We start from the raw sequence: 20,261 nt of genomic DNA on the forward strand, positions 1-20,261 counted from the left end.
TGCAATTTTTATTTAAGAAAATAAACTTTATTTCAAATCCCCATTAATATTTCAATAGATTATCATTTTATTTCAAACTTATCAAGTATTTTGTTAATTTTTTCACAATAAATTTTTCACTAATAAAAGTGCAAAAGTTTTTTTGAACGTTTTCTTTCTTAATTAAATATGTTTTATTTCCATCATAAATTTTTACTTAAAAAAGTTTTTCAATTTGTTTTATTTTAAGTTATTTTTTATTAGATCTTTTTTTATGAACTTTTTCTTCCTTTTTTCTTTATTTAGTAAATTTTCCTTTGTAATTTTTATAAAGTGTGTGTTATAATATCTGTGTTAAAATAAAGTTTAAACTTAACTTTATTAATAACAGGCTGAAAAATAATATGAAATTAAAGGAGAACTACTATGAGACATGAACTTGATCACATTGATGAACAAATTATCAGACTGCTTCACGAAAATGCCCGTACCCCCCTTAAGGCAATAGCCAGTCAGGTGTTTCTTTCATCCCCGGCAGTTTCTGCAAGAATTGAACGTCTTGAGAAAGCCGGAATTATAACAGGCTACAATGCAATAATCAATCCTGCTGAATTAGGATATCATATTAAGGCATTTATTAATTTGGAAGTAAAACCGGGACAGAAGAAAGACTTCTACCCATACATAAAGAGCTGTGATAACGTTATTGAATGTAATTGCGTAACAGGAGAATACGCAATGCTTATTGAAGTAATGTTTAAAAGCACTGAAGAACTTGACCATTTTATCGGCGAACTTCAGAAGTTTGGAAGCACAAAGACTCAGATTGTTTTCTCAACATCTGTACCTCACAGAGGAATTCCTCTTTCAGACTAATTTTTAATACTAATCGCTATAGAATGATAATATAAAAGCTTAGATGCTTTAGATTTTTTAATAGTAATATGAGATTTAGTTATTATGAATCTCCAAAAAATACGGCTGAATTTTATTTTGAAATTCAGCCGTATTTTTTAATTACATTTCAGAAATCCTGCTTTAGTCTCGAATTACAGAGATCCTATTCTAATCACACATTTCAGAAATCCCACTTTAGTCTCATAGTTCATAAATTCTATTTATCTTCTTTAGATTATCAATAATATCATATCCATTTCTTAAAATTATATTGCAATTATGCTCTGATAGATGCCTACGGCTTTCTATCTGATTATTTGTGCTTATAATTCTTTTATCTTCATTAAATATAAAATTCATAATCTCACACGCCCATGCACGTGCCGGTTTTTTTAATGATAAAAAATGCACTGTATCCGTAACATTAATCTTTTCACTTAAAACATCTGATGCAAATATTTTAGCGCCACTTGCCTGTGCCGCCAAAAGTGCTGTTGACAATGCTGTCTTTTTCCATGGAGCCAGAATAATATCTGATGCCGATAAAGCTTTATCAAGGTTTTCCATAGATCCAAGAAAATACAACCTTTCTTCAAATCCATATCTCGAAGCATACTTTTTAAAGAATTTGATTTCATTTATTTCCTTCTTATTATCTTCATTACCTATAAATAAAAGACATGCATTTTTAACTTCTCTTAATTCACGAAATATTTCTATAGAAAATTCCTGATTAAATTGGTCACTTATATTTCCAATATGCAAAAAAACAATCTGGTTGTCATCTATTCCAAGAGAACTTCTAAACTCTTTTGCAGTATCTAAATTAAACTCATATTCAATTACATCAACTGCCTTATTCACAGAAACAATTTCCTCTTTATTTTCATTCGGCACCATTATGCCTTCATTACCTTCATCGATTTCATTTGTCACTGCTGCATTTGTGTTAACATGGTCTACTCCGGATATTTCCCGATTAACACTTTTACTTCCATTATTATCCAAATTAATTTCATTCGTATCAGCATTCTTTTTACCGGATGCAGCTGTATTATCCGATTGATTGTTATTTCCTGTTGTGACTATGTGTGTGATTTCATCATTTTTATTATTTTTTCTATTATGAGCGACGTCATTTTCACTACAGTTAATAATCCTTACCGGTATTTCATTTTCTTTTGCCACAGCTAAAGCGACCATTCCATTTTTCAAAAAAGAATGTACAACATCGTATTTATTTCTTTTCTGGATGAATTCTGCAAATTTAGTTTTAAATTTTCTATCGGAAGTACTCGCACATAAACAAAATACATTGCATCCTTCATTGCTAAACTGCTTCTCCATACTTCCTAATTGATTTGCTGCAACTAATATATCAAAATGGAATTTATTCCTATCCATATTTTTGACATAACTTAATACAGTGGAATTTAGGGCACAAAATTCCATCCTATCTAATAATAGTAAAATATTCTTATCTCCCATTATTTTCTCCTTTTCATAATTTGTAATTAATTTTTCAACCCAATTAGTCTAATCTACTATTTAAATAAGAAACAATTGCTATCCAATCTAAATATTTGTATGCATAAATGCTAAACTTTTCTGCCGCATTTGTACTATAAGAACTGATTATGCCAATCAAATAACATAAATACACAAAATCAGTATCTTTATCTATGTACTGTGACAATAATTTTTTATATTTGTCATACACGGCAATCGTCTTGTCGCCATCATTCTGCAAACCGTATAAAGACATTTTGGTTAAATAATGAAATGCATCTACGTATTCAGGCATCTCATAATGCGCATACTCAAAGTCATACATGCACACTTCTTTTTTGCTATTATAATAAATGTTCCAAGGCGAAAAATCACCGTGACTAACCGCATAATAATCCTCTGTTTCTTTAAGCTGGTTTTCTATAATTCTAATTGAATGCTGTAATATCATTCCCTCATTTTTCGGGAACTTTGTCTTTATTTCGGATTTTAATTTCTGAATTAATCTATATAAATCTGTCTCCTCATATTTACATAATATCTTTGTTTTGTCCATAATGTCTTTAAGACACTTCATATGCCTATCATCAAATTCAAGTTTAACTTTTTCTGAAAGTTTCTTCTCGCTTTTTTGTGCAAAAATATGCAAATCCCCAATAATAGACGCATCTATTATTTCAGGAATGTTTGCAACTTCTTTTTCATGCAAAAAGTCAATCATATCTATCTCGTGCTTCATCACATTAATAACTTCAGAAGAATTAGAAATTCTCAAATAGCACAATATCTTCTCATTCGTAAAAATCTGTAGCGTAACTTTTTGGTTTAATTCAGACGAAATATCTCCCATATAAGCTGCAACATAATAATTTTCCGTTCCAACTAATCCGTCTATATATTCTTTTAACTGTGGCTGTAACAATAAGTTAACTGTCTCAACTCCCATTTTGCGAAGCGCAAATCCAACATCCTTTACCGTTAAAATTAAATCTCTTCTTTTCTGATCCTTCTTAGAATAAGGCTGACACATTTCAATCGCCAATTTCAATTTATCTGCCGGAAGAATCCATGTATTTTCGTTCTGATTAAAAACGAGGTACCTTCCACCTCCATCATCAGATGCAAATATACAATTTAATAATTGTTTATACCCGAACATCTCTACATCCCTCTTTTCAACAAATTTTCCGTAATTTTTCCCTGCATAATTGCCGTATTTGTTATTTTCATACTATCAGTCATAAATTTGTTACTTTATGCCATACTGCAAATCATAAAATTATTTTATTTGTCTTTCCTATAAATTTATATTTTAGTTTTTCATTTTGTTCTTAAATTCAAATTTAATATTACTTTAGTTTTCTTTTTAATCCTTTTTATTTTTTTAATCCGTTTCTAAATTTTTTCTATAATTTTATCTCATTTTGTAATCTGACCTAAATAATTCATTTGGTCGTTTTTATAATTTTATCCTTTCCTTAAATTTTATTTTTCCTATCTGTACTCTCAATACAGACTTAGAAAATTAACACGTTAAATAATACTTTAATTATACTATTTTAAAGGTATTATATCAAATATTAATAAGCACAATTTTTACGTTGCACCATTGTACAATATGGCGTTTTTTTTACTAATTAAATTTTGATGTGTATTTTGCTTTATAATGCTATGCAATATGTCGTTTTACCAATTATATTTTGATGTATATTTTGCTTTGTACTGCTGTGTAATATAGCGTTTTTTTACTAATTGTGTTACGATTACACAAGATTAAATTTTTGATAACACATATGGTAACGAGAGGATTTTGTTATGCAGAAAGATGATTTATATTCATCAGGGGAATTTGCCAAAATGGCACATGTTTCCGTGAGAACAATACGTTATTACGATAAACAGAATATTTTAAAACCAACTTATATTACTGATTACGGAGCAAGATTTTATTCTCATGAGGATTTGGTTAGATTACAGCAAATCCTTTTGCTCAAATACCTTGGTTTTTCTTTGGATGACATCAGAGAAATCACAATCGACGACAGTAATTCGCAAATGCTTCTCAATTCATTGAATATGCAGCTTAAACTTGTTCAGGATAGAATCGAGCAAATGCAGATGGTGGAGAAGGCGATTAAAGACACAACAACTGCCTTAACAAAGGAACATCATGTTGACTGGAGCCAGATGTTAGAGCTTATTCATTTGACAAATGCAGAAAATTCCATAAAAACACAGTATCAGAATGCTTCTAATATTTCTGCAAGAATTAATTTGCACAATTTATACTCTCATAATGAGCAGCATTGGTTTAACTGGCTTTATGACAATTACAACATTCAGCCGTGCATGAAGGTTTTAGAAATCGGTTGTGGAAGCGGAGCCCTTTGGTCCCAAAATATGGACAAAGTACCTTCTGACATTAACATTTATCTTTCTGATATTTCTCAGGGAATGATTCGTGATACCAGACGTGCTATCGGACTTGCTGACACACGATTTTCTTTTGGAACATTTGACTGCGAAAATATTCCATATAAAGATGAAGAATTTGACCTTGTAATTGCTAATCATGTGCTTTTCTACTGTGAAAATATTGATACTGCTCTCTCTGAAGTCAACAGAGTTCTAAAGAAAGGCGGTCGTTTCATATGTAGCACTTACGGAAATAAGCATATGTGTGAGATTGACAAACTTGTCAAATCTTTTGACAACCGTATAAATTTGTCATCAAATAAACTTTATGAAAAATTTGGTCTTGATAATGGTGAAGATTTTCTTAAACTTCATTTTAACTCTATTCAAATGAAGCCTTACGAAGATTACCTTGAGGTTGACCAGGCTGAGCCATTGATGGAATATATTTTGTCCTGTCACGGAAACCAGAATGAATATATTCTCAGCAAATATCAGGAATTCAAAGATTTTGTCGAGCAGAGAACAAAAACACCTTTCCATATCACTAAAGAAGCCGGAATATTTGTTTGCGTGAAATAAATGATGGCATTTAGCAAAAACAAAAATAAGTTAGGGTACAACTCTGTACCCTAAAGTTAACTTAAGGTTTTACAAGGGTACAACTTTGTACCCCTAAGCATAAAATTTCTTTTCCTTAATTATGAAATCTGATATAAGACTCAATAAAATGTAAAAGATAACTGTTACTTATGGTATAAGTGAACAATCTTAGCAAATAATAGCTTCAAGAATCTAAAATATCGCACCATATGTATCAAATTTGCATAAAATAGTGCAATTAAATATGAATTTTTTATTAAATTTCAAAAAAATTGAAAAAAATACTTGAAGGTGACGTTACGTCACCTTTTATTATATACTTAACATTTGAGTCAGACAGTTTTATTGCTTTCAAAGTAGAATGTTTTATGATATTTAAAATCGTGCGAACTAATATTGTTGAATTGATAAATTTTATCAACTAATATTGTTGCAAAAATCGTGCAACCGGATATTGCTACGATAATTTTATCATCATCAAATTCTACTTAAGCAAAATTTGATTAAACAAAGGAGATATACTATGAAAGGTATTATTTTAGCAGGTGGTTCAGGCACACGTCTTTACCCTCTCACAATGGTAACTTCTAAACAGTTACTTCCTATTTATGACAAACCTATGATTTATTATCCAATGTCAGTTTTAATGAATGCAGGCATTCGTGATATTTTAATCATTTCTACACCACAGGATACTCCTCGTTTCCAGGAATTACTTGGCGACGGACATCAGTTTGGTGTTAACCTTTCTTATAAGGTTCAGCCTAGCCCGGACGGACTTGCTCAGGCATTTGTAATCGGTGAAGAATTTATTGGTGATGATTGTGTTGCCATGGTTCTTGGTGATAACATTTTTGCAGGTCACGGACTTAAGAAGCGTTTAAAAGCTGCTGTTGAAAATGCAGAAAGTGGAAAAGGTGCAACAGTATTTGGTTACTATGTTGACGATCCTGAAAGATTTGGTATCGTAGAATTTGACAAAGAAGGTAAGGCTATTTCTATAGAAGAAAAGCCTGCACAGCCAAAGAGTAACTACTGCGTTACAGGTCTTTATTTCTATGATAATAAGGTTGTTGAATATGCTAAAAACCTTAAGCCAAGTGCTAGAGGTGAATTAGAAATCACTGATTTGAATAGAATCTACTTAGAAAACAACGAATTAAATGTTGAACTTTTAGGACAAGGATTCACTTGGTTAGATACAGGAACACATGAAAGTCTTGTTGAAGCAACTAACTTTGTTAAGACTGTTGAAACACATCAGCATAGAAAAATTGCATGTCTTGAAGAAATCGCTTACCTTAACGGATGGATTTCAAAAGAAGACGTTCTTAAAGTTTATGAAATATTAAAGAAAAATCAGTATGGCCAGTATTTAAAAGATGTACTTGATGAAAAATACATGGACGTACTTCACTAATTAAAACTTTGTTTTCTTTGAAAACTTAGTTTGATAAACAGGGTATTTCCCTAAGCAATAACATTCATGTTATTAGAAAAAGAAAATTTACACAATTAAGGAGAATTATTATGAACATTATCGTAACCGGCGGTGCCGGATTTATCGGAAGTAACTTTGTATTCCATATGTTAAACACATATCCGGACTACCGTATCATTTGTCTTGACTGCCTCACATACGCAGGAAATCTTTCAACACTTGCTCCAGTTATGGATAATCCAAATTTCCGTTTTGTAAAAGAAGACATCACAGATAGAGAAGCTGTATATAAATTATTTGAAGAAGAACATCCGGACATCGTTGTTAACTTTGCTGCAGAAAGCCATGTTGACCGTTCAATCGAAAACCCTGAAGTATTCTTAAACACAAATATTTTAGGAACTGCAGTTCTTATGGATGCTTGTAGAAAATACGGCATCAAGCGTTATCATCAGGTATCAACTGATGAAGTTTATGGTGATTTACCACTTGACAGACCTGACTTATTCTTCACTGAAGAAACACCAATTCACACAAGTAGCCCATACAGTTCATCAAAAGCTGCTGCTGACTTATTAGTATTAGCATATCACAGAACATATGGACTTCCTGTAACAATCAGCAGATGTTCAAATAACTACGGACCATATCATTTCCCAGAGAAATTGATTCCACTTATGATTGCTAATGCATTAAATGACAAACCACTTCCAGTATATGGCAAGGGCGAAAACGTTCGTGACTGGTTATATGTAGAAGATCACTGCCGTGCAATCGACTTAATTATCCACAAAGGTAGAGTTGGTGAAGTTTACAATGTTGGTGGTCACAATGAAATGACAAACATCGATATCGTTAAGATTATTTGTAAAGAATTAGGCAAACCAGAAAGCCTTATCACATATGTAGCTGATAGAAAGGGACACGATATGCGTTACGCTATCGACCCAACAAAGATTCACAACGAACTTGGATGGTTACCTGAAACAAAATTTGCTGATGGTATCAAGAAGACAATTCAGTGGTATCTTGACAACAAAGAATGGTGGGAAACTATCATTTCCGGAGAATATCAGAATTATTATGAAAAAATGTATGGCAACAGATAATATGTCTGCCTAAATGAAAATCCTGTTTTCTTCCCTGGAAACAGGATTTTTCATAATTCAATGGTGTACACTAAAATATATGTAATTTTAAAATCACAAGATGCCCGGGGCAAAAGGTCTTTTACCCACTTATAAGCAAGCTTATGTGGTCTTAAACCTTTTACCACCGGCATTGTTACAATATCAAAAAGGAGTAAATATGAAAGTTCTCGTAACAGGAGTTAAAGGTCAATTAGGATTTGACGTAGTAAATGAATTAAAAGAGAAAAATATTGAAGCAGTTGGTGTTGATATCGAAGAAATGGATATCACAGACAAGGCTTCTGTAGATAAAGTCATCAAAGAAGTTAATCCTGACGCAGTAATTCACTGTGCTGCATGGACAGCCGTTGACGCTGCTGAAGACGAAGATAAGCAGGAAAAAGTTAAACTTGTAAACGTAAATGGAACACAGAATATCGCTGATGTTTGTAAGGAACTTGATATAAAAATGATGTATATTTCAACTGACTATGTATTTAACGGAGAAGGAACAGAACCTTGGCAGCCTGATTGCAAAGACTATGCACCTCAAAACGTTTACGGTCAGACAAAACTCGATGGTGAATTAGCTGTTGCAAATACATTAGACAAATATTTTATCGTAAGAATCGCATGGGTATTTGGTAAAAACGGAAATAACTTTATCAAGACAATGCTTAAAGTTGGCAAGAATCATGACCAGTTAAAGGTTGTTTCAGACCAGATAGGAACTCCAACTTACACATTTGACCTTGCTAAATTATTAGTATCTATGATTGTAACTGACAAATATGGATACTATCACGCAACAAACGAAGGTGGTTACATCAGTTGGTGGGATTTCACAAAAGAAATTTTTAAGCAGGCTACTGAAATGGGTTATGACAGATACAGTGAAAAAAACATTACTGTTACACCTGTCACAACTGCTGAATACGGCGTTTCAAAAGCAAAACGTCCATTTAACAGCCGTCTCGACAAGAGCAAATTAGTTGAAAATGGATTCACTCCACTTCCAACATGGCAGGATGCTGTTAGCAGATATTTAAAAGAACTTGATATTGAAAGTTTGTAAAAGGTGAATTAATAGATAAATTTAATATTATTTGGACTTATCTATGACTTGGACTTTTGTATAATTTAAGATTCTTTTAACTTGAGATTTTTTAAATTTGCAAATTCATCTTTTTATCTTTAATTTCAATTGGTCAATTTAAATTGCGTAAACAATATATAAATTTAGATATTTATTATAATTTTTTATAAATAAGGAGTAAACAAAAATGGGACAGATTAAAGTTGAAAAAAATGCAGGTGGAATCAAAGGATTATGCGTTATCGAACCAACAGTACACGGTGATGCAAGAGGCTATTTTATGGAAACATACAACCAGAAAGATATGCAGGAAGCCGGACTTGACATGGTATTTGTACAGGATAATCAGTCAAGTTCTACTAAGGGTGTTCTCCGTGGTCTTCATTTCCAAAAAGAATTTCCACAGGGCAAATTAGTTAGAGTTGTAAAGGGTAGCGTATTTGATGTAGCTGTTGACTTAAGAAGTGATTCAGAAACATACGGAAAATGGTTTGGTGTTGAACTTACTGAGGAAAACAAGAAACAGTTCTACATTCCAGAAGGATTTGCTCATGGTTTCTTAGTACTTTCAGACCTTGCTGAATTCTGCTACAAATGTACAGACTTCTATCATCCTGGTGATGAAGGTGGACTTGCTTGGAATGATCCTGAAATTGGAATCAAATGGCCACAGCTTGTTGGCGAATATAAAGGAACTGCAAGCGGTGAAGGCTATAAGTTAGAAGACGGAACAGCACTCAACCTTAGCGATAAAGATCAGTTATGGGTAGGCTTAAACGATACATTTAAATTCTAATAAAAACATGTGCAACATATCGCACAATCAAATCAGGGCTGGCACATTGCCAGCCCTGATTTGGTTTTATACAGAATACCATTCTTACTTTTTAAACACTTCCTTAAGCTCGCCCGCGACTTTTTTTCTTCGCGTAAATGGAATCTTGCCAATTCTGTAAATATACAAGAATGGAATTGCCCATTTATGCTTGTAAAAGAATGGGAAAAATTCCTCGATTGTATCCATTGAAGGGAAAAGTCTGCGGAATATGTATTTTACTTTATCGGATGCTTTCTTCTTCTCACCCTTAGTATACCCCATCTTGTGAGCCACACTATTTTCCAAATTTCCGTATGTTCCGGCGTCAAGAATATATGACAACATTTCCTGTTCTTTAACGTCAAATAAATCCCACCATTTTCTATCTTCCAAATTTTCATCAAACATTTTAAAGGCAATACTTCTAAATGTCTGCTCGAAATCGTAAGCATCAAGTTTCTTCAACTGCTCTTCAATGTAGTCAAAATCCAACTTTTCCTGCAAATTACTAACATACAAATATACGTCCAAAACAGTTCTCAAACCCATCCCACTATTAAGAAAATGCTTATATGTATGCACTATAAAATAAACATAAAAATCATTATCAGAAAAATAAAACTGATTTTTGCCATTTGCATCATTTATCAAAATTGACTTAACATCTTTATAATATTCATACCACTTAGGTCTTTCCTTTGAGCTGACCAACTGTCTGTGCATTTCAAAATTATAAGCAGGCGGTTTCAAATACTCGTCATGATATCCTTTGTTATAGTCGTCAGATTTATATCCTCTTGCTGTCATAAACTCATAAACTTCTTTAGAATATTTATTGTCAAATAAAATATCATTATCAGCCATTTCCCTAAGTTCCGGAGCCGGATAATATTTTCTTATAACCATTCCTTTAAGAAGCATGTACCAAATATTATTTTTCTCGAAAAAATCCTGAATTGCTTCACGCTCTACATCCATAAGCACACTTTTGTAAATAAGCTGATTTTTCTCCTTTAACCAACGTTTCCAAATATCACTATCAGATTCAAATCCCAACTTTTCCATTGCCTGTGCCATAATTGAAACAAGATTATGTTTCTTTGCAATATAATAAATTCTTCCTATATATATTTTCTGAGAATTTTCTTCATTTGCCACATCTATAATATTTTCATTAAAAAAATCTTTGTCAATTATCTTATTGTTAACAAAATCTCCAAGGATTTTTATCACCATATAATAAGTTTTCAAATTTATATTTGCCATCACAATTTATCTCTTTCAATTTTTTATTTTAATACAATTATAAAATATTTCTTAAATTATATTTTATTATACTATGCCAAGCAAAATTCCCAGCCATGTAATTGCATCCACACTCTAATACTTTGTTTCTGTAATTTCTTAATATAAATGGCTTTTAGATGCTCCTAAATTATTCTATCTTACTTAATTTTCTAACAACCTCATCCACATCACATTCCGATGGATTATCACCTATTTCATCACATATTTTTTTTACATATGACGTATCTTCTTCCAATAGTTCTGCAATATCACTTTGCGACATTCCCTTAATCAGTTTTCTGCATATCAGTGAAACTTTTGTCTTCATTTCGCCATCTTTCACGCCCTCTTCATAATAATCCTCTTTCAGATGATTCATGGTTCTGGCCTCGTCATATTCCATTCTAAGCATGTCTGCCACCTCCGACTTATGCTCCAGCAGAAAATCCTTTAAAACTTCATGCGTAAGGCAATACTCTATCGCTTCCTCTATCGCCATATCCAAATCGCATCCCTTCTGCCGGAATTCTCTTATCTTTGCTACCATTGTAGCATATTCCTGCAGAATTTTGCACTTGTTCATCAAATCTTTATTGTGGCCGTCGTTTATGTTGTAAACCGTTGCAGTCCACTCATACTCACCTTCACTACACGGCATTATAAATGAATCCGAAAGTCGTAATATTTCCTTCTCTGCCCGCCTTTCTATTCCGTTATAAAATACAACATACTGCGGCGTTGGTAGTTTAATCATCTTTCTGCGATATACATCTAAATCCTGCTCATAAATAAGCTTGTTATAAAGCTCCGCAGTATATCTGAATCCTCTCAGCGGCATGTTGTAGCTCCACGTGCTTTGGTGTTCGTAAACCGCAATCCTGTTATCAATGATGCACGACACATCATTCTTCATCTTCATGTAAAACACGTCATCTAACGTATTAATTTCCAAATCATCAGGATTTGTGTAATTAGTGTCATTCAGCGCATTAAATAATTCTAACAAATTTTCCTTATACTTTTCGTATCCAAATATCATTCGAAATACTCTGTCCTTGTATTTCATGTTAGCTCCTGCCATAAAACCTCCCTATGCAAGTGCTTTAGCTAAAGTCGTATAATGTATGTAAAACGTTTTATGGAATCATTATATCAGATAAATATCAGCATTGCAATTAATACATTATGTGATATTTAATCATCTTAAAAACTACAATATTTAAAGACATCATCCTTTTGATGATGTCTTTAAACTATTACAATTATACTAACGAAGTTTTTATTCTTCACAATCTGCATTTTTGATAATGCCTTTAAATCTTTTACAATCTTTATGAAAATAAAACTTCTATCCTTTTATCAGTTTCTCCACTACCTCATCCACATCACATTTTTCTGGATTGTCACCTATTTCATCGCACACTTTCCGAACAAATGAAATATCTTCTCCCATAAACTCTGCAATCTGTTCCGCTGCTATTCCTACTGACAAATTTCTACATATCAGTGATACCTTTGTCTTCATTTCTCCAATAACTTTTCCTCGCTTTTCTCCAATAATTTCGCCCTCTTCCCTTCCGATTTCCTGGCCTTTTTCAAGGTATGATTCCAATGTTTTTGCTTCATCGTATTCCATTCTAAGCATGTCCGTCACCTCCGACTTATGCTCCAGCAGAAATTCCTTCAAAACTTCATGCGTAAGGCAGTACTCTATTGCCTCCTCTATGGATAAATCCAAATCAAGTCCCTTCTGCTGAAATTCTCTTATCTTTTCTACCATTGTAGCATATTCCTGCAGAATTTTGCACTTGTTCATTAACTCTTTATTGTGTCCGTCATTTATGTTGTAAACCGTTGCAGTCCACTCATATTCACCTTCCCTGCTCGGTACAATAAATGCATCCGACAGCCTTAGTACTTCCTTGTCCGGGCGCTTCTGCTTCCCATTGTAAAATACGACGTATTGTGGCGTTGGCAGCTTTATAATCTTTGGACTATATAAATTCCATTTTCTTTCATTTATAACTTAGCTAAAGTCTTATAATGTATGTAAAACGTTTTATGGGGTTATTATAGCAGATAAATATCCGCATTGCAATTAATACATTATGTGATGTTATACTCGTAGTTTATCTTAACAGTTACCAAATTTAAAGGCACCATCTTTTTGATGATGCCTTTAAACTATTACAATTATACTAACGACGTTTTTATTCTTCACAATCTGCATTTTTGATAATGCCTTTAAATCTTTTACAATCTTTATGAAAATAAAACTTCTATCCTTTTATCAGTTTCTCCACTACCTCATCCACATCACATTTTTCTGGATTATCACCTATTGCATCACATACTTTCCGAACAAATGAAATGTCTTCTCCCATAAACTCTGCAATCTGTTCCGCTGTTATTCCTGCTGACAAATTTCTGCATATCAACGATATCTTTGCCTTCATTGCGCCAATGGTTTCGCCATCTTTCACGCCCTCTTCATAATAATCCTCTTTCAGATGATTCATGGTTCTGGCCTCGTCATATTCCATTCTAAGCATATCTGCCACCTCCGACTTATTCTCCAGCAGAAAATCCTTTAAAACATCATGTAAAAGGCAATACTCTATCGCTTCCTCTATCGCCATATCCAACTCGCATCCCTTCTGCCGGAATTCTCTTATCTTTGCTACCATTGTAGCATATTCCTGCAGAATTTTGCACTTGTTCATCAAATCTTTATTGTGGCCGTCGTTTATGTTGTAAACCGTTGCAGTCCACTCATACTCACCTTCACTACACGGCATTATAAATGAATCCGAAAGTCGTAATATTTCCTTCTCCGGTCGTTTCTCTAGCCCATTATAGAATACAACATACTGCGGCGTCGGCAGCTTTATCATTTTTCTACGATATACATCCAAATCATTCTCCATTATAAACTTGTTATACAGTTCCGCCGTATATCTAAATCCTCGCAATGGCATATTATAATTCCATGTACTCTGATGTTCATAAATCGCTATCCTGTTGTCGATAATACAAGACACATCATTCTTCATCTTCATGTAAAATACATCATCTAATGTATTAATTTCCAAATCATCAGGATTGGTATAAGCCGTATCATTTAGCGCATTAAATAATTCCAACAGATTTTCTTTATACTTTTCATAGCCAAATAGCATCCGAAACACTCTGTCTTTATGTTTTATGTTAGCTTCCGCCATAAACCCTCCATATAAATCGCTCCAGCTAAAGCATCATAATATTTGTAAAACGTTTTATACGATTAATATATCATATTGTGTAAAATTGTGCAAATATATTTTATGTGATGTTTATTTACTAAATATGAACCGTATTTTATTAGTAACAACCACTTTTCCTGCTTTTTTCCAAACAGTTTTCTTTGAAATATCTATATGTAGAACAGGTCTAACACCCCATGCAGCTGTATCGCAAGTTTTATATCCAAAACCTATTCTCCCATTAATTCCAACCATAGCATTTCCATTGCTTCATTGTATGATAAAAGATATACCTTATCCAACGTATCCTGACAATCATGATATTCATTTGCAGACTCACTATTGTCTACAGATGTTACAGTTATAGCATTTTTTTCTTCCTCTTTTACACTAACTATTTCTACAAATAAAAATAAAAAACACCTACACCGAAGCGTAAGTGCTTTTCAACCGAAATCAATTCGGTTATCTCTGTACCAATATATTAACATATCGCTCTAAATATTACAATCCATATCAATCTTCCCATTGTTCACAAAAATAAATCATTAAAAAAAGTCCAATCAACGCCTCCTCCACTAAAGAGTTAAGCATCGACCGGACTATAAAATCAAAACGAAAATCTATCCGTTCCTATGTCTAAACTTATAAATTATATAATACGCAAGCCCTCCGACAGTTCCGCCTAAAGTATTGTAAACCAAATCCGATATCTGGAAGGTTCCAAGGTGAAACAGCAGCTGCGAAAATTCAATGACAAATGAAAAAATACCAACTGTCTTTGTTGCCACCCACATGGTCTTTTTAAGTCCCGGCTTGTCCCCAAGAAGTTCTTTTCTAAATGCCCATAAAAGCATAACTGCAAATGGGATAAATAGCAGGAGGTTTTCGATTGGCTCTGTAAACCATATGCCATTTTCGTTTTTAACTATCCAATTCCCCATAACATTGCTTAATGGATTTGTCCAAATATCTCTGTACAAAACTGTTCTTGATAAAATCATTACTGAATAAAATATAAGCAAAAATGCTCGTCTAAATTCGTAACTTTTCATAAAATAAGAAAACCATGTTGAACAAATATTTTTTATTAAATCCTTCTTTGTCCAATTATGCTCTTTTGCATATATAAATACAAACATCGCAACAAATGCAAGAAGTACTGCTGCTCCAAATGGTTGATAAAGGGCAGTTAGTACATTATTTATAATTTTTCTAATAATATTTTCCATTTTATAACCCTCTAATCTAACAAATATTTTTGAAAAACATCTATATAAACATTTTTTAGTTTTAATAGTAGCAAATTGCTAATACAATTTGCCTAAGTTGTCCTACTTTTTATTAAATATATGATAAAAGTATCATATATTACAATCTCAACCGCCACAGCAATTATTACATTATTACTAATAAAAAATAAATGAACATTCTCTGGTGCTTTCTACACACATAGTCATTTTATTTTCATCTATATAAATGAAAAATATGCTTCTATCTTAGATACTCCCTTCTCCACGCAACTTATTTTTTTATAGATTGTCTTAAATAGGATATTACTATAACAGTATTCTTTTCTCTTTTCAGGAATTTTCAAAATTACTCACCTTTATTCAATATAATATTATAATTGAATTTTTCTTAACCTCAAAAAGTTTAATTGCGCTTACCCTATACTGTAATAGCAACTTAATTTGCGATTTTATACCTATGATAACCTATTTACTAAAGAAATATTTTATAAATCTTAATTTTTCTCTCTTACCTATTACATTCCATATTGCTATTTTCTCATTTGAAATTGTGTTCATCCAAAAATTTAACTTCCAATTAATTCTACGCCATGATGGATTGTCCAAGAAATTATTCATACAATTGACACATCCATCTTCAAATCTAGTATATGAAATACTTTTGTTTATTACATTATTAATTTTTGAATTATCAAATATTCTATCAATATTACAATCATATTTTATTTGATATTTATTCCATATCTCATAGAATTTTTCTATATTATCTATATATTTAATTTTGTAATGCTTGCCCGTACTTTTTTGTAGAAAATATATATATATATCAAGCACATTTTGCCAAGTAATTGATTCTGTTGTAGTAATATGAAACGCCTCTCCATACGCTGCTTGATTTCCAATTAAATTCTTAATTGCAACCGATACGTCTATAGCATTAGTAAGTGTGGTTTTCTTTTTAGCCATCTCTTTCGGAAACACTAATGTTTTTCCCATCATAACTCTATATAACCAGTCCTCTTTTTCAAACATTCCTAGTTGGAATCTGTTATCATTATATGTTTTATATGGTCGGATTATTGTCCAATTTTTCTTTGATGAGTTAAAAAGAATGTTCTCCTGTCGAGCCTTCGCCAAAGCATACTCATCAGTTTTCAAGTATTCCTCATCTTCACAAACATCTATGATTCTTTTTGAGTTTTCGGTTATTGGTATATTACTTTCTGCATAAACTCTACTTGAACTTAAAAAAAAGTATTGATCCGTTTTGTTAAGGAATAAATCCACTTTTTCAGAAAATTCTTTTGTAGAATATGCCATAAAATCTACAATAGCATTCCAATGCTCTATTTCTAGACATTGTTTCAAAAACTCCTCTTCATGTGCATTTCCCTTAACATATCTAATATTATTTTCATTCTCCCTAACATTTCTACTCGTGACCAATACATTCCATGATGTGCTCTTTAACAAATCAATTAATGCTCTACCTATTGCTCCTGTTCCACCTAAAATAAGAATGTTCATAACTTACCTTCTAACCATCTTTTTTATTGCGTTAATCCCTTTTTTCCCAATTGCTTTTTTTATTGCAACTTTAGCCAAATTTGAATCATCAACCATAATTGATCCAATTAAATTTAACGCCATATCTTCATCTTCTGAATCCACAATCAATTCAACAATCATTGGTTTTTCCGCAATTTTAGCACTAGTTATATCTTTCAGATTAAGTAAATACTCTTTCTTATCGTTAACCCTAACATAATTAAATCCCAGTCCCTCGACGTAGCATTTAATTAAATTAGGCTGAGAATAATGTCCTGCTGCACATACATAATCATTTTCTGATACCCCTATTGCATTCGCAATACTGCATCCCCATGATGTAGGAAATTTCATTTCAAATCCAAGACCATTATTCACTACTAAAATTCTAACATTTGGTGGAATGTGTCTATTTCCAAGTGCATTCATATCATAAAAGAACGCTAAATCTCCAACTACACAATAGTATAACCTATCTGGGTTACATAGTGCTGCCCCAATAATTGTTGATATGCTTCCATCAATCCCAAATCCCCCAGTGTTTGAATACCCTCTCACGGACTCTTTTGTATCAAAGAAATTCCAACTTCTTAAAGAGTTACGAATTCCTAAATGTAAAACCGAGTTATCTGGGAGTTCTTTTGCCGTAACACTTGCCACCCAAATATTTGAAAACGGTAACTCTGGAATTTTTTCCAATATTTCACCTTCTTCTTTTTTATATAAATTCAGAAAACTATCATCTTCTTTATACTCTCTCATTTTATTATACGCTTCGAAAAATTCTAATTCATCCATTTCAAACACTTTATAAAGTTTTCTAAATGTATCTCTTATTTCTCCGTCTGGATTTATTCTCCAGACTTCACCTGCGTTAATGCCATAATCTGAAGATGATATATTCCCTATGTGAAGTATTAAATCAACATTTTTAATCTTTGATTTCCAATAGTACTGACCTGTAACAATGTTACAAAATGCTCTATACTTTCCACGATAATTACTCGTATGGTCACACAACACTATTCCATTATACTTCTCACAAAAATCAGATATAGCATTCTGTAATTTTTTTGACATCTGTATATGTGATCCAACAAACACACACACACTTTTTGCATTTATATCTGGTAATTTGTCCAACGCATCATATCTAAAAATTGCCCTTACCGGTTTAATATCAGTAACAGTTTTTTTGCTATATGTAGTTTCCAAATTAATATGTGCCGGTCCTCCACCTCTATGGAATAATTCTAAAATCGCCTTATTCGCATTAATCGTACAGTTCCATTCACTAACATCATCAAAAACTATAGGCATTTGCACACTTAATTTTGCAATATCGTTAGGCAAAACTGTTCTATCTGTAACTTGGTCACAATTATGTCCAATATAAGCATTTCTTCTAGATGAAGTTACCGCTAAAATTGGTAGTTGTCTATAATATGCCTCAGTCAATGCCGGCATATAATTTCTAGATGCTGTTGCTCCTGTACAACTGAGAACAACTGCTTCTCCTGTTTCAGCTGCCATACCACATGCCATATAAGCTCCCGATCTTTCTTCTGGTGCAGAATATATTTCAAAAAAAGGATCATTTTGCATACTTGAAACCAAACAAGCATTTGTAGTCCCAGGACTTGCAACCACCTTTCTAATTCCATGTTTTTTTAGTAATTCAATTAATATTTGTGCATTTCTCTCATCTGTACAATTTATCATATATTACCCAGCATATTGCAACAAGTTATTTTAATATCCATATGCAAATATGCCTTCTCCTTTCTACCATAAAATAATAATTAATTGCCATTATTTCCATTTTTTATTATTACAAGTATACAATATAGCAAAATCTGTAAATAAATAATAAATTATTTATTTACAAATACGGATATCTCCTTCTTTAATAGATTCAATTTATCTCTTGTCTTTTCTCTTGCTTTCAAAGATGCTTTTTCTAATTCATTATAATTAACTATCCAATCTTTCGTCTGTTTTAATGCTGCATCTGTATCCATATTTCTTGCTTCTATAACATATTTATAATCCAAATTACCAAACATTGTTTTAAATTTTTTACTATAAGCAAACGGAATTGTTGCTACACCTGCTGAAACAGCTCCAATTGTTGCATGCATCCTTGCCCCAACAAAAATATCCATATTAGCTATATAACTTTTTGCTTCTATTGGAGTTTCAAATGCCGGTGCACAAATCACTTTATCATTATCAAAAAATCTATTTTTAACTTCCTTACATGGTCGTAAATCATTTTCAGCATTGTTATAATTATTTGTAGAAATGACATGTGGAATCAAGTGAACAGCATATTTATCCATTTCCAACAATTTCTCTATTAAATTCATTATATATGTGTAGTAATCAACTTTTAATTCAAATTTATTATCTTTTGCATATCCACTATCCCATAGCAATGCCGACACATTAACTCCTACGTTAATTCTTGTTTTATCTATATTATACATTGTTTTATCATATGGTAAGCCAAATGCCATATCTGTAATAACCCTAATTTTATCTTTACATTTTATGTTCATTTCTTTAGCCGACGCTGTGTCTCTTGAATATGCCATATGGCATTCTTTTACCAACTGTTCTGCCCATTTTTTTAGTAAAAAGTTCTTATAAGGACCATATGTCTGAGGTAAAAGAATCAAAGGTTTTTTGGAATTAATTGCTAGTTGTTTTAACATATCTGTTGTAAAGTTCCACATTTTCCCATATATATCTGAAAAGCCATCTCCAAAAGTGACATCAAAGATTATATCTAGTCCTGCCATTTCATTTTTTATTTTTATCCAATCAATTGGATTTTTTATTTTAGGACGTCTAATCAAAAAGTCTATTTCTGGATATCTTTCTGGGAATATACCAAATCCACCATATGAAAAATTTACTATTTGCAAGTCATTCCCATAACACTCTAAAAGCATATTTATAAACGAATATGTAAGAGCCTCGCATCCTTTATTAGGACTTTCAAAATCAAATCCCATCATTCCAATTTTCATTATATATTC

General features: G+C 32.2%; 17 protein-coding genes. 6 read left to right on the forward strand and 11 right to left on the reverse strand.

All coding sequences use genetic code 11. The annotated features are described in order from the left end of the window. Positions 1–405: 405 nt before the first annotated feature. Positions 406–855, forward strand: a complete 450-nt coding sequence (locus tag DWW96_RS09915) for an Lrp/AsnC family transcriptional regulator (RefSeq protein WP_022088922.1) — start codon at positions 406–408, stop codon at positions 853–855. 222 nt (positions 856–1,077) lie between these two features. Here DWW96_RS09915 and DWW96_RS09920 read toward each other — a convergent pair whose 3' ends face one another. Further along, positions 1,078–2,364 carry a glycosyltransferase gene (locus DWW96_RS09920; RefSeq protein WP_117910288.1) on the reverse strand — a complete coding sequence of 429 codons (1,287 nt, stop codon included), beginning with the start codon at positions 2,362–2,364 and terminating at the stop codon, positions 1,078–1,080. A gap of 43 nt (positions 2,365–2,407) precedes the next feature. After that, positions 2,408–3,544 (reverse strand): hypothetical protein, encoded by a 1,137-nt coding sequence (locus tag DWW96_RS09925; RefSeq protein ID WP_117910289.1) that lies wholly within the window; start codon positions 3,542–3,544, stop codon positions 2,408–2,410. Positions 3,545–4,200: 656 nt separating this feature from the next. Here DWW96_RS09925 and DWW96_RS09930 point away from each other — a divergent pair. From DWW96_RS09930 to rfbC, 5 genes are all read left to right on the forward strand, one after another. Continuing rightward, positions 4,201–5,382, forward strand: coding sequence for a methyltransferase domain-containing protein (locus DWW96_RS09930; protein ID WP_117910290.1), 1,182 nt, complete (start codon positions 4,201–4,203; stop codon positions 5,380–5,382). A 544-nt stretch (positions 5,383–5,926) separates the two neighbouring features. Then, complete coding sequence (gene rfbA / locus DWW96_RS09935; RefSeq protein WP_117910291.1) at positions 5,927–6,823, forward strand: glucose-1-phosphate thymidylyltransferase RfbA; 897 nt, start codon at positions 5,927–5,929, stop codon at positions 6,821–6,823. Positions 6,824–6,933: 110 nt separating this feature from the next. Then, complete coding sequence (gene rfbB, locus DWW96_RS09940) at positions 6,934–7,953, forward strand: dTDP-glucose 4,6-dehydratase (RefSeq protein ID WP_022088927.1); 1,020 nt, start codon at positions 6,934–6,936, stop codon at positions 7,951–7,953. 199 nt (positions 7,954–8,152) lie between these two features. Further along, positions 8,153–9,049 carry a dTDP-4-dehydrorhamnose reductase gene (gene rfbD, locus DWW96_RS09945; protein ID WP_117910292.1) on the forward strand — a complete coding sequence of 299 codons (897 nt, stop codon included), beginning with the start codon at positions 8,153–8,155 and terminating at the stop codon, positions 9,047–9,049. A gap of 208 nt (positions 9,050–9,257) precedes the next feature. Further along, positions 9,258–9,866 (forward strand): dTDP-4-dehydrorhamnose 3,5-epimerase, encoded by a 609-nt coding sequence (gene rfbC / locus DWW96_RS09950; protein WP_117910293.1) that lies wholly within the window; start codon positions 9,258–9,260, stop codon positions 9,864–9,866. An 84-nt stretch (positions 9,867–9,950) separates the two neighbouring features. Here the strand turns inward: rfbC and DWW96_RS09955 are convergent, their stop codons facing one another. The 9 genes from DWW96_RS09955 to DWW96_RS09990 form a co-directional block, all read right to left on the reverse strand. After that, complete coding sequence (locus DWW96_RS09955; protein ID WP_117910294.1) at positions 9,951–11,153, reverse strand: nucleotidyltransferase family protein; 1,203 nt, start codon at positions 11,151–11,153, stop codon at positions 9,951–9,953. 169 nt (positions 11,154–11,322) lie between these two features. Continuing rightward, positions 11,323–12,255 (reverse strand): hypothetical protein, encoded by a 933-nt coding sequence (locus tag DWW96_RS09960; RefSeq protein WP_117910295.1) that lies wholly within the window; start codon positions 12,253–12,255, stop codon positions 11,323–11,325. Positions 12,256–12,522: 267 nt separating this feature from the next. Continuing rightward, the gene (locus DWW96_RS09965) at positions 12,523–12,990 is read right to left on the reverse strand and encodes a hypothetical protein (RefSeq protein WP_117910296.1); all 468 of its coding nucleotides are present in this window, start codon (positions 12,988–12,990) and stop codon (positions 12,523–12,525) included. A gap of 463 nt (positions 12,991–13,453) precedes the next feature. Further along, on the reverse strand, positions 13,454–14,395 hold the full coding sequence (locus tag DWW96_RS09970; RefSeq protein ID WP_117910297.1) for a hypothetical protein: 942 nt from the start codon (positions 14,393–14,395) through the stop codon (positions 13,454–13,456). Between the two features lie 111 nt (positions 14,396–14,506). Further along, on the reverse strand, positions 14,507–14,671 hold the full coding sequence (locus tag DWW96_RS14040; RefSeq protein WP_158562685.1) for a hypothetical protein: 165 nt from the start codon (positions 14,669–14,671) through the stop codon (positions 14,507–14,509). A gap of 368 nt (positions 14,672–15,039) precedes the next feature. After that, entirely contained in the window at positions 15,040–15,648 is a 609-nt protein-coding gene (locus tag DWW96_RS09975) for a VanZ family protein (RefSeq protein ID WP_117910298.1), read from the reverse strand. Between the two features lie 486 nt (positions 15,649–16,134). Then, positions 16,135–17,196, reverse strand: coding sequence for an NAD-dependent epimerase/dehydratase family protein (locus DWW96_RS09980; protein WP_117910299.1), 1,062 nt, complete (start codon positions 17,194–17,196; stop codon positions 16,135–16,137). 3 nt (positions 17,197–17,199) lie between these two features. Then, the gene (locus DWW96_RS09985; RefSeq protein WP_117910300.1) at positions 17,200–18,939 is read right to left on the reverse strand and encodes a thiamine pyrophosphate-binding protein; all 1,740 of its coding nucleotides are present in this window, start codon (positions 18,937–18,939) and stop codon (positions 17,200–17,202) included. Positions 18,940–19,091: 152 nt separating this feature from the next. Then, positions 19,092–20,252: a polysaccharide pyruvyl transferase family protein gene (locus tag DWW96_RS09990; RefSeq protein ID WP_147586626.1), complete on the reverse strand. Its 1,161-nt coding sequence runs from the start codon at positions 20,250–20,252 to the stop codon at positions 19,092–19,094. Between the last annotated feature and the right edge of the window lie 9 nt (positions 20,253–20,261).

The organism is Eubacterium sp. AF17-7, from assembly GCF_003461285.1.
GTDB classification, from domain to species: domain Bacteria; phylum Bacillota; class Clostridia; order Lachnospirales; family Lachnospiraceae; genus Eubacterium_U; species Eubacterium_U album.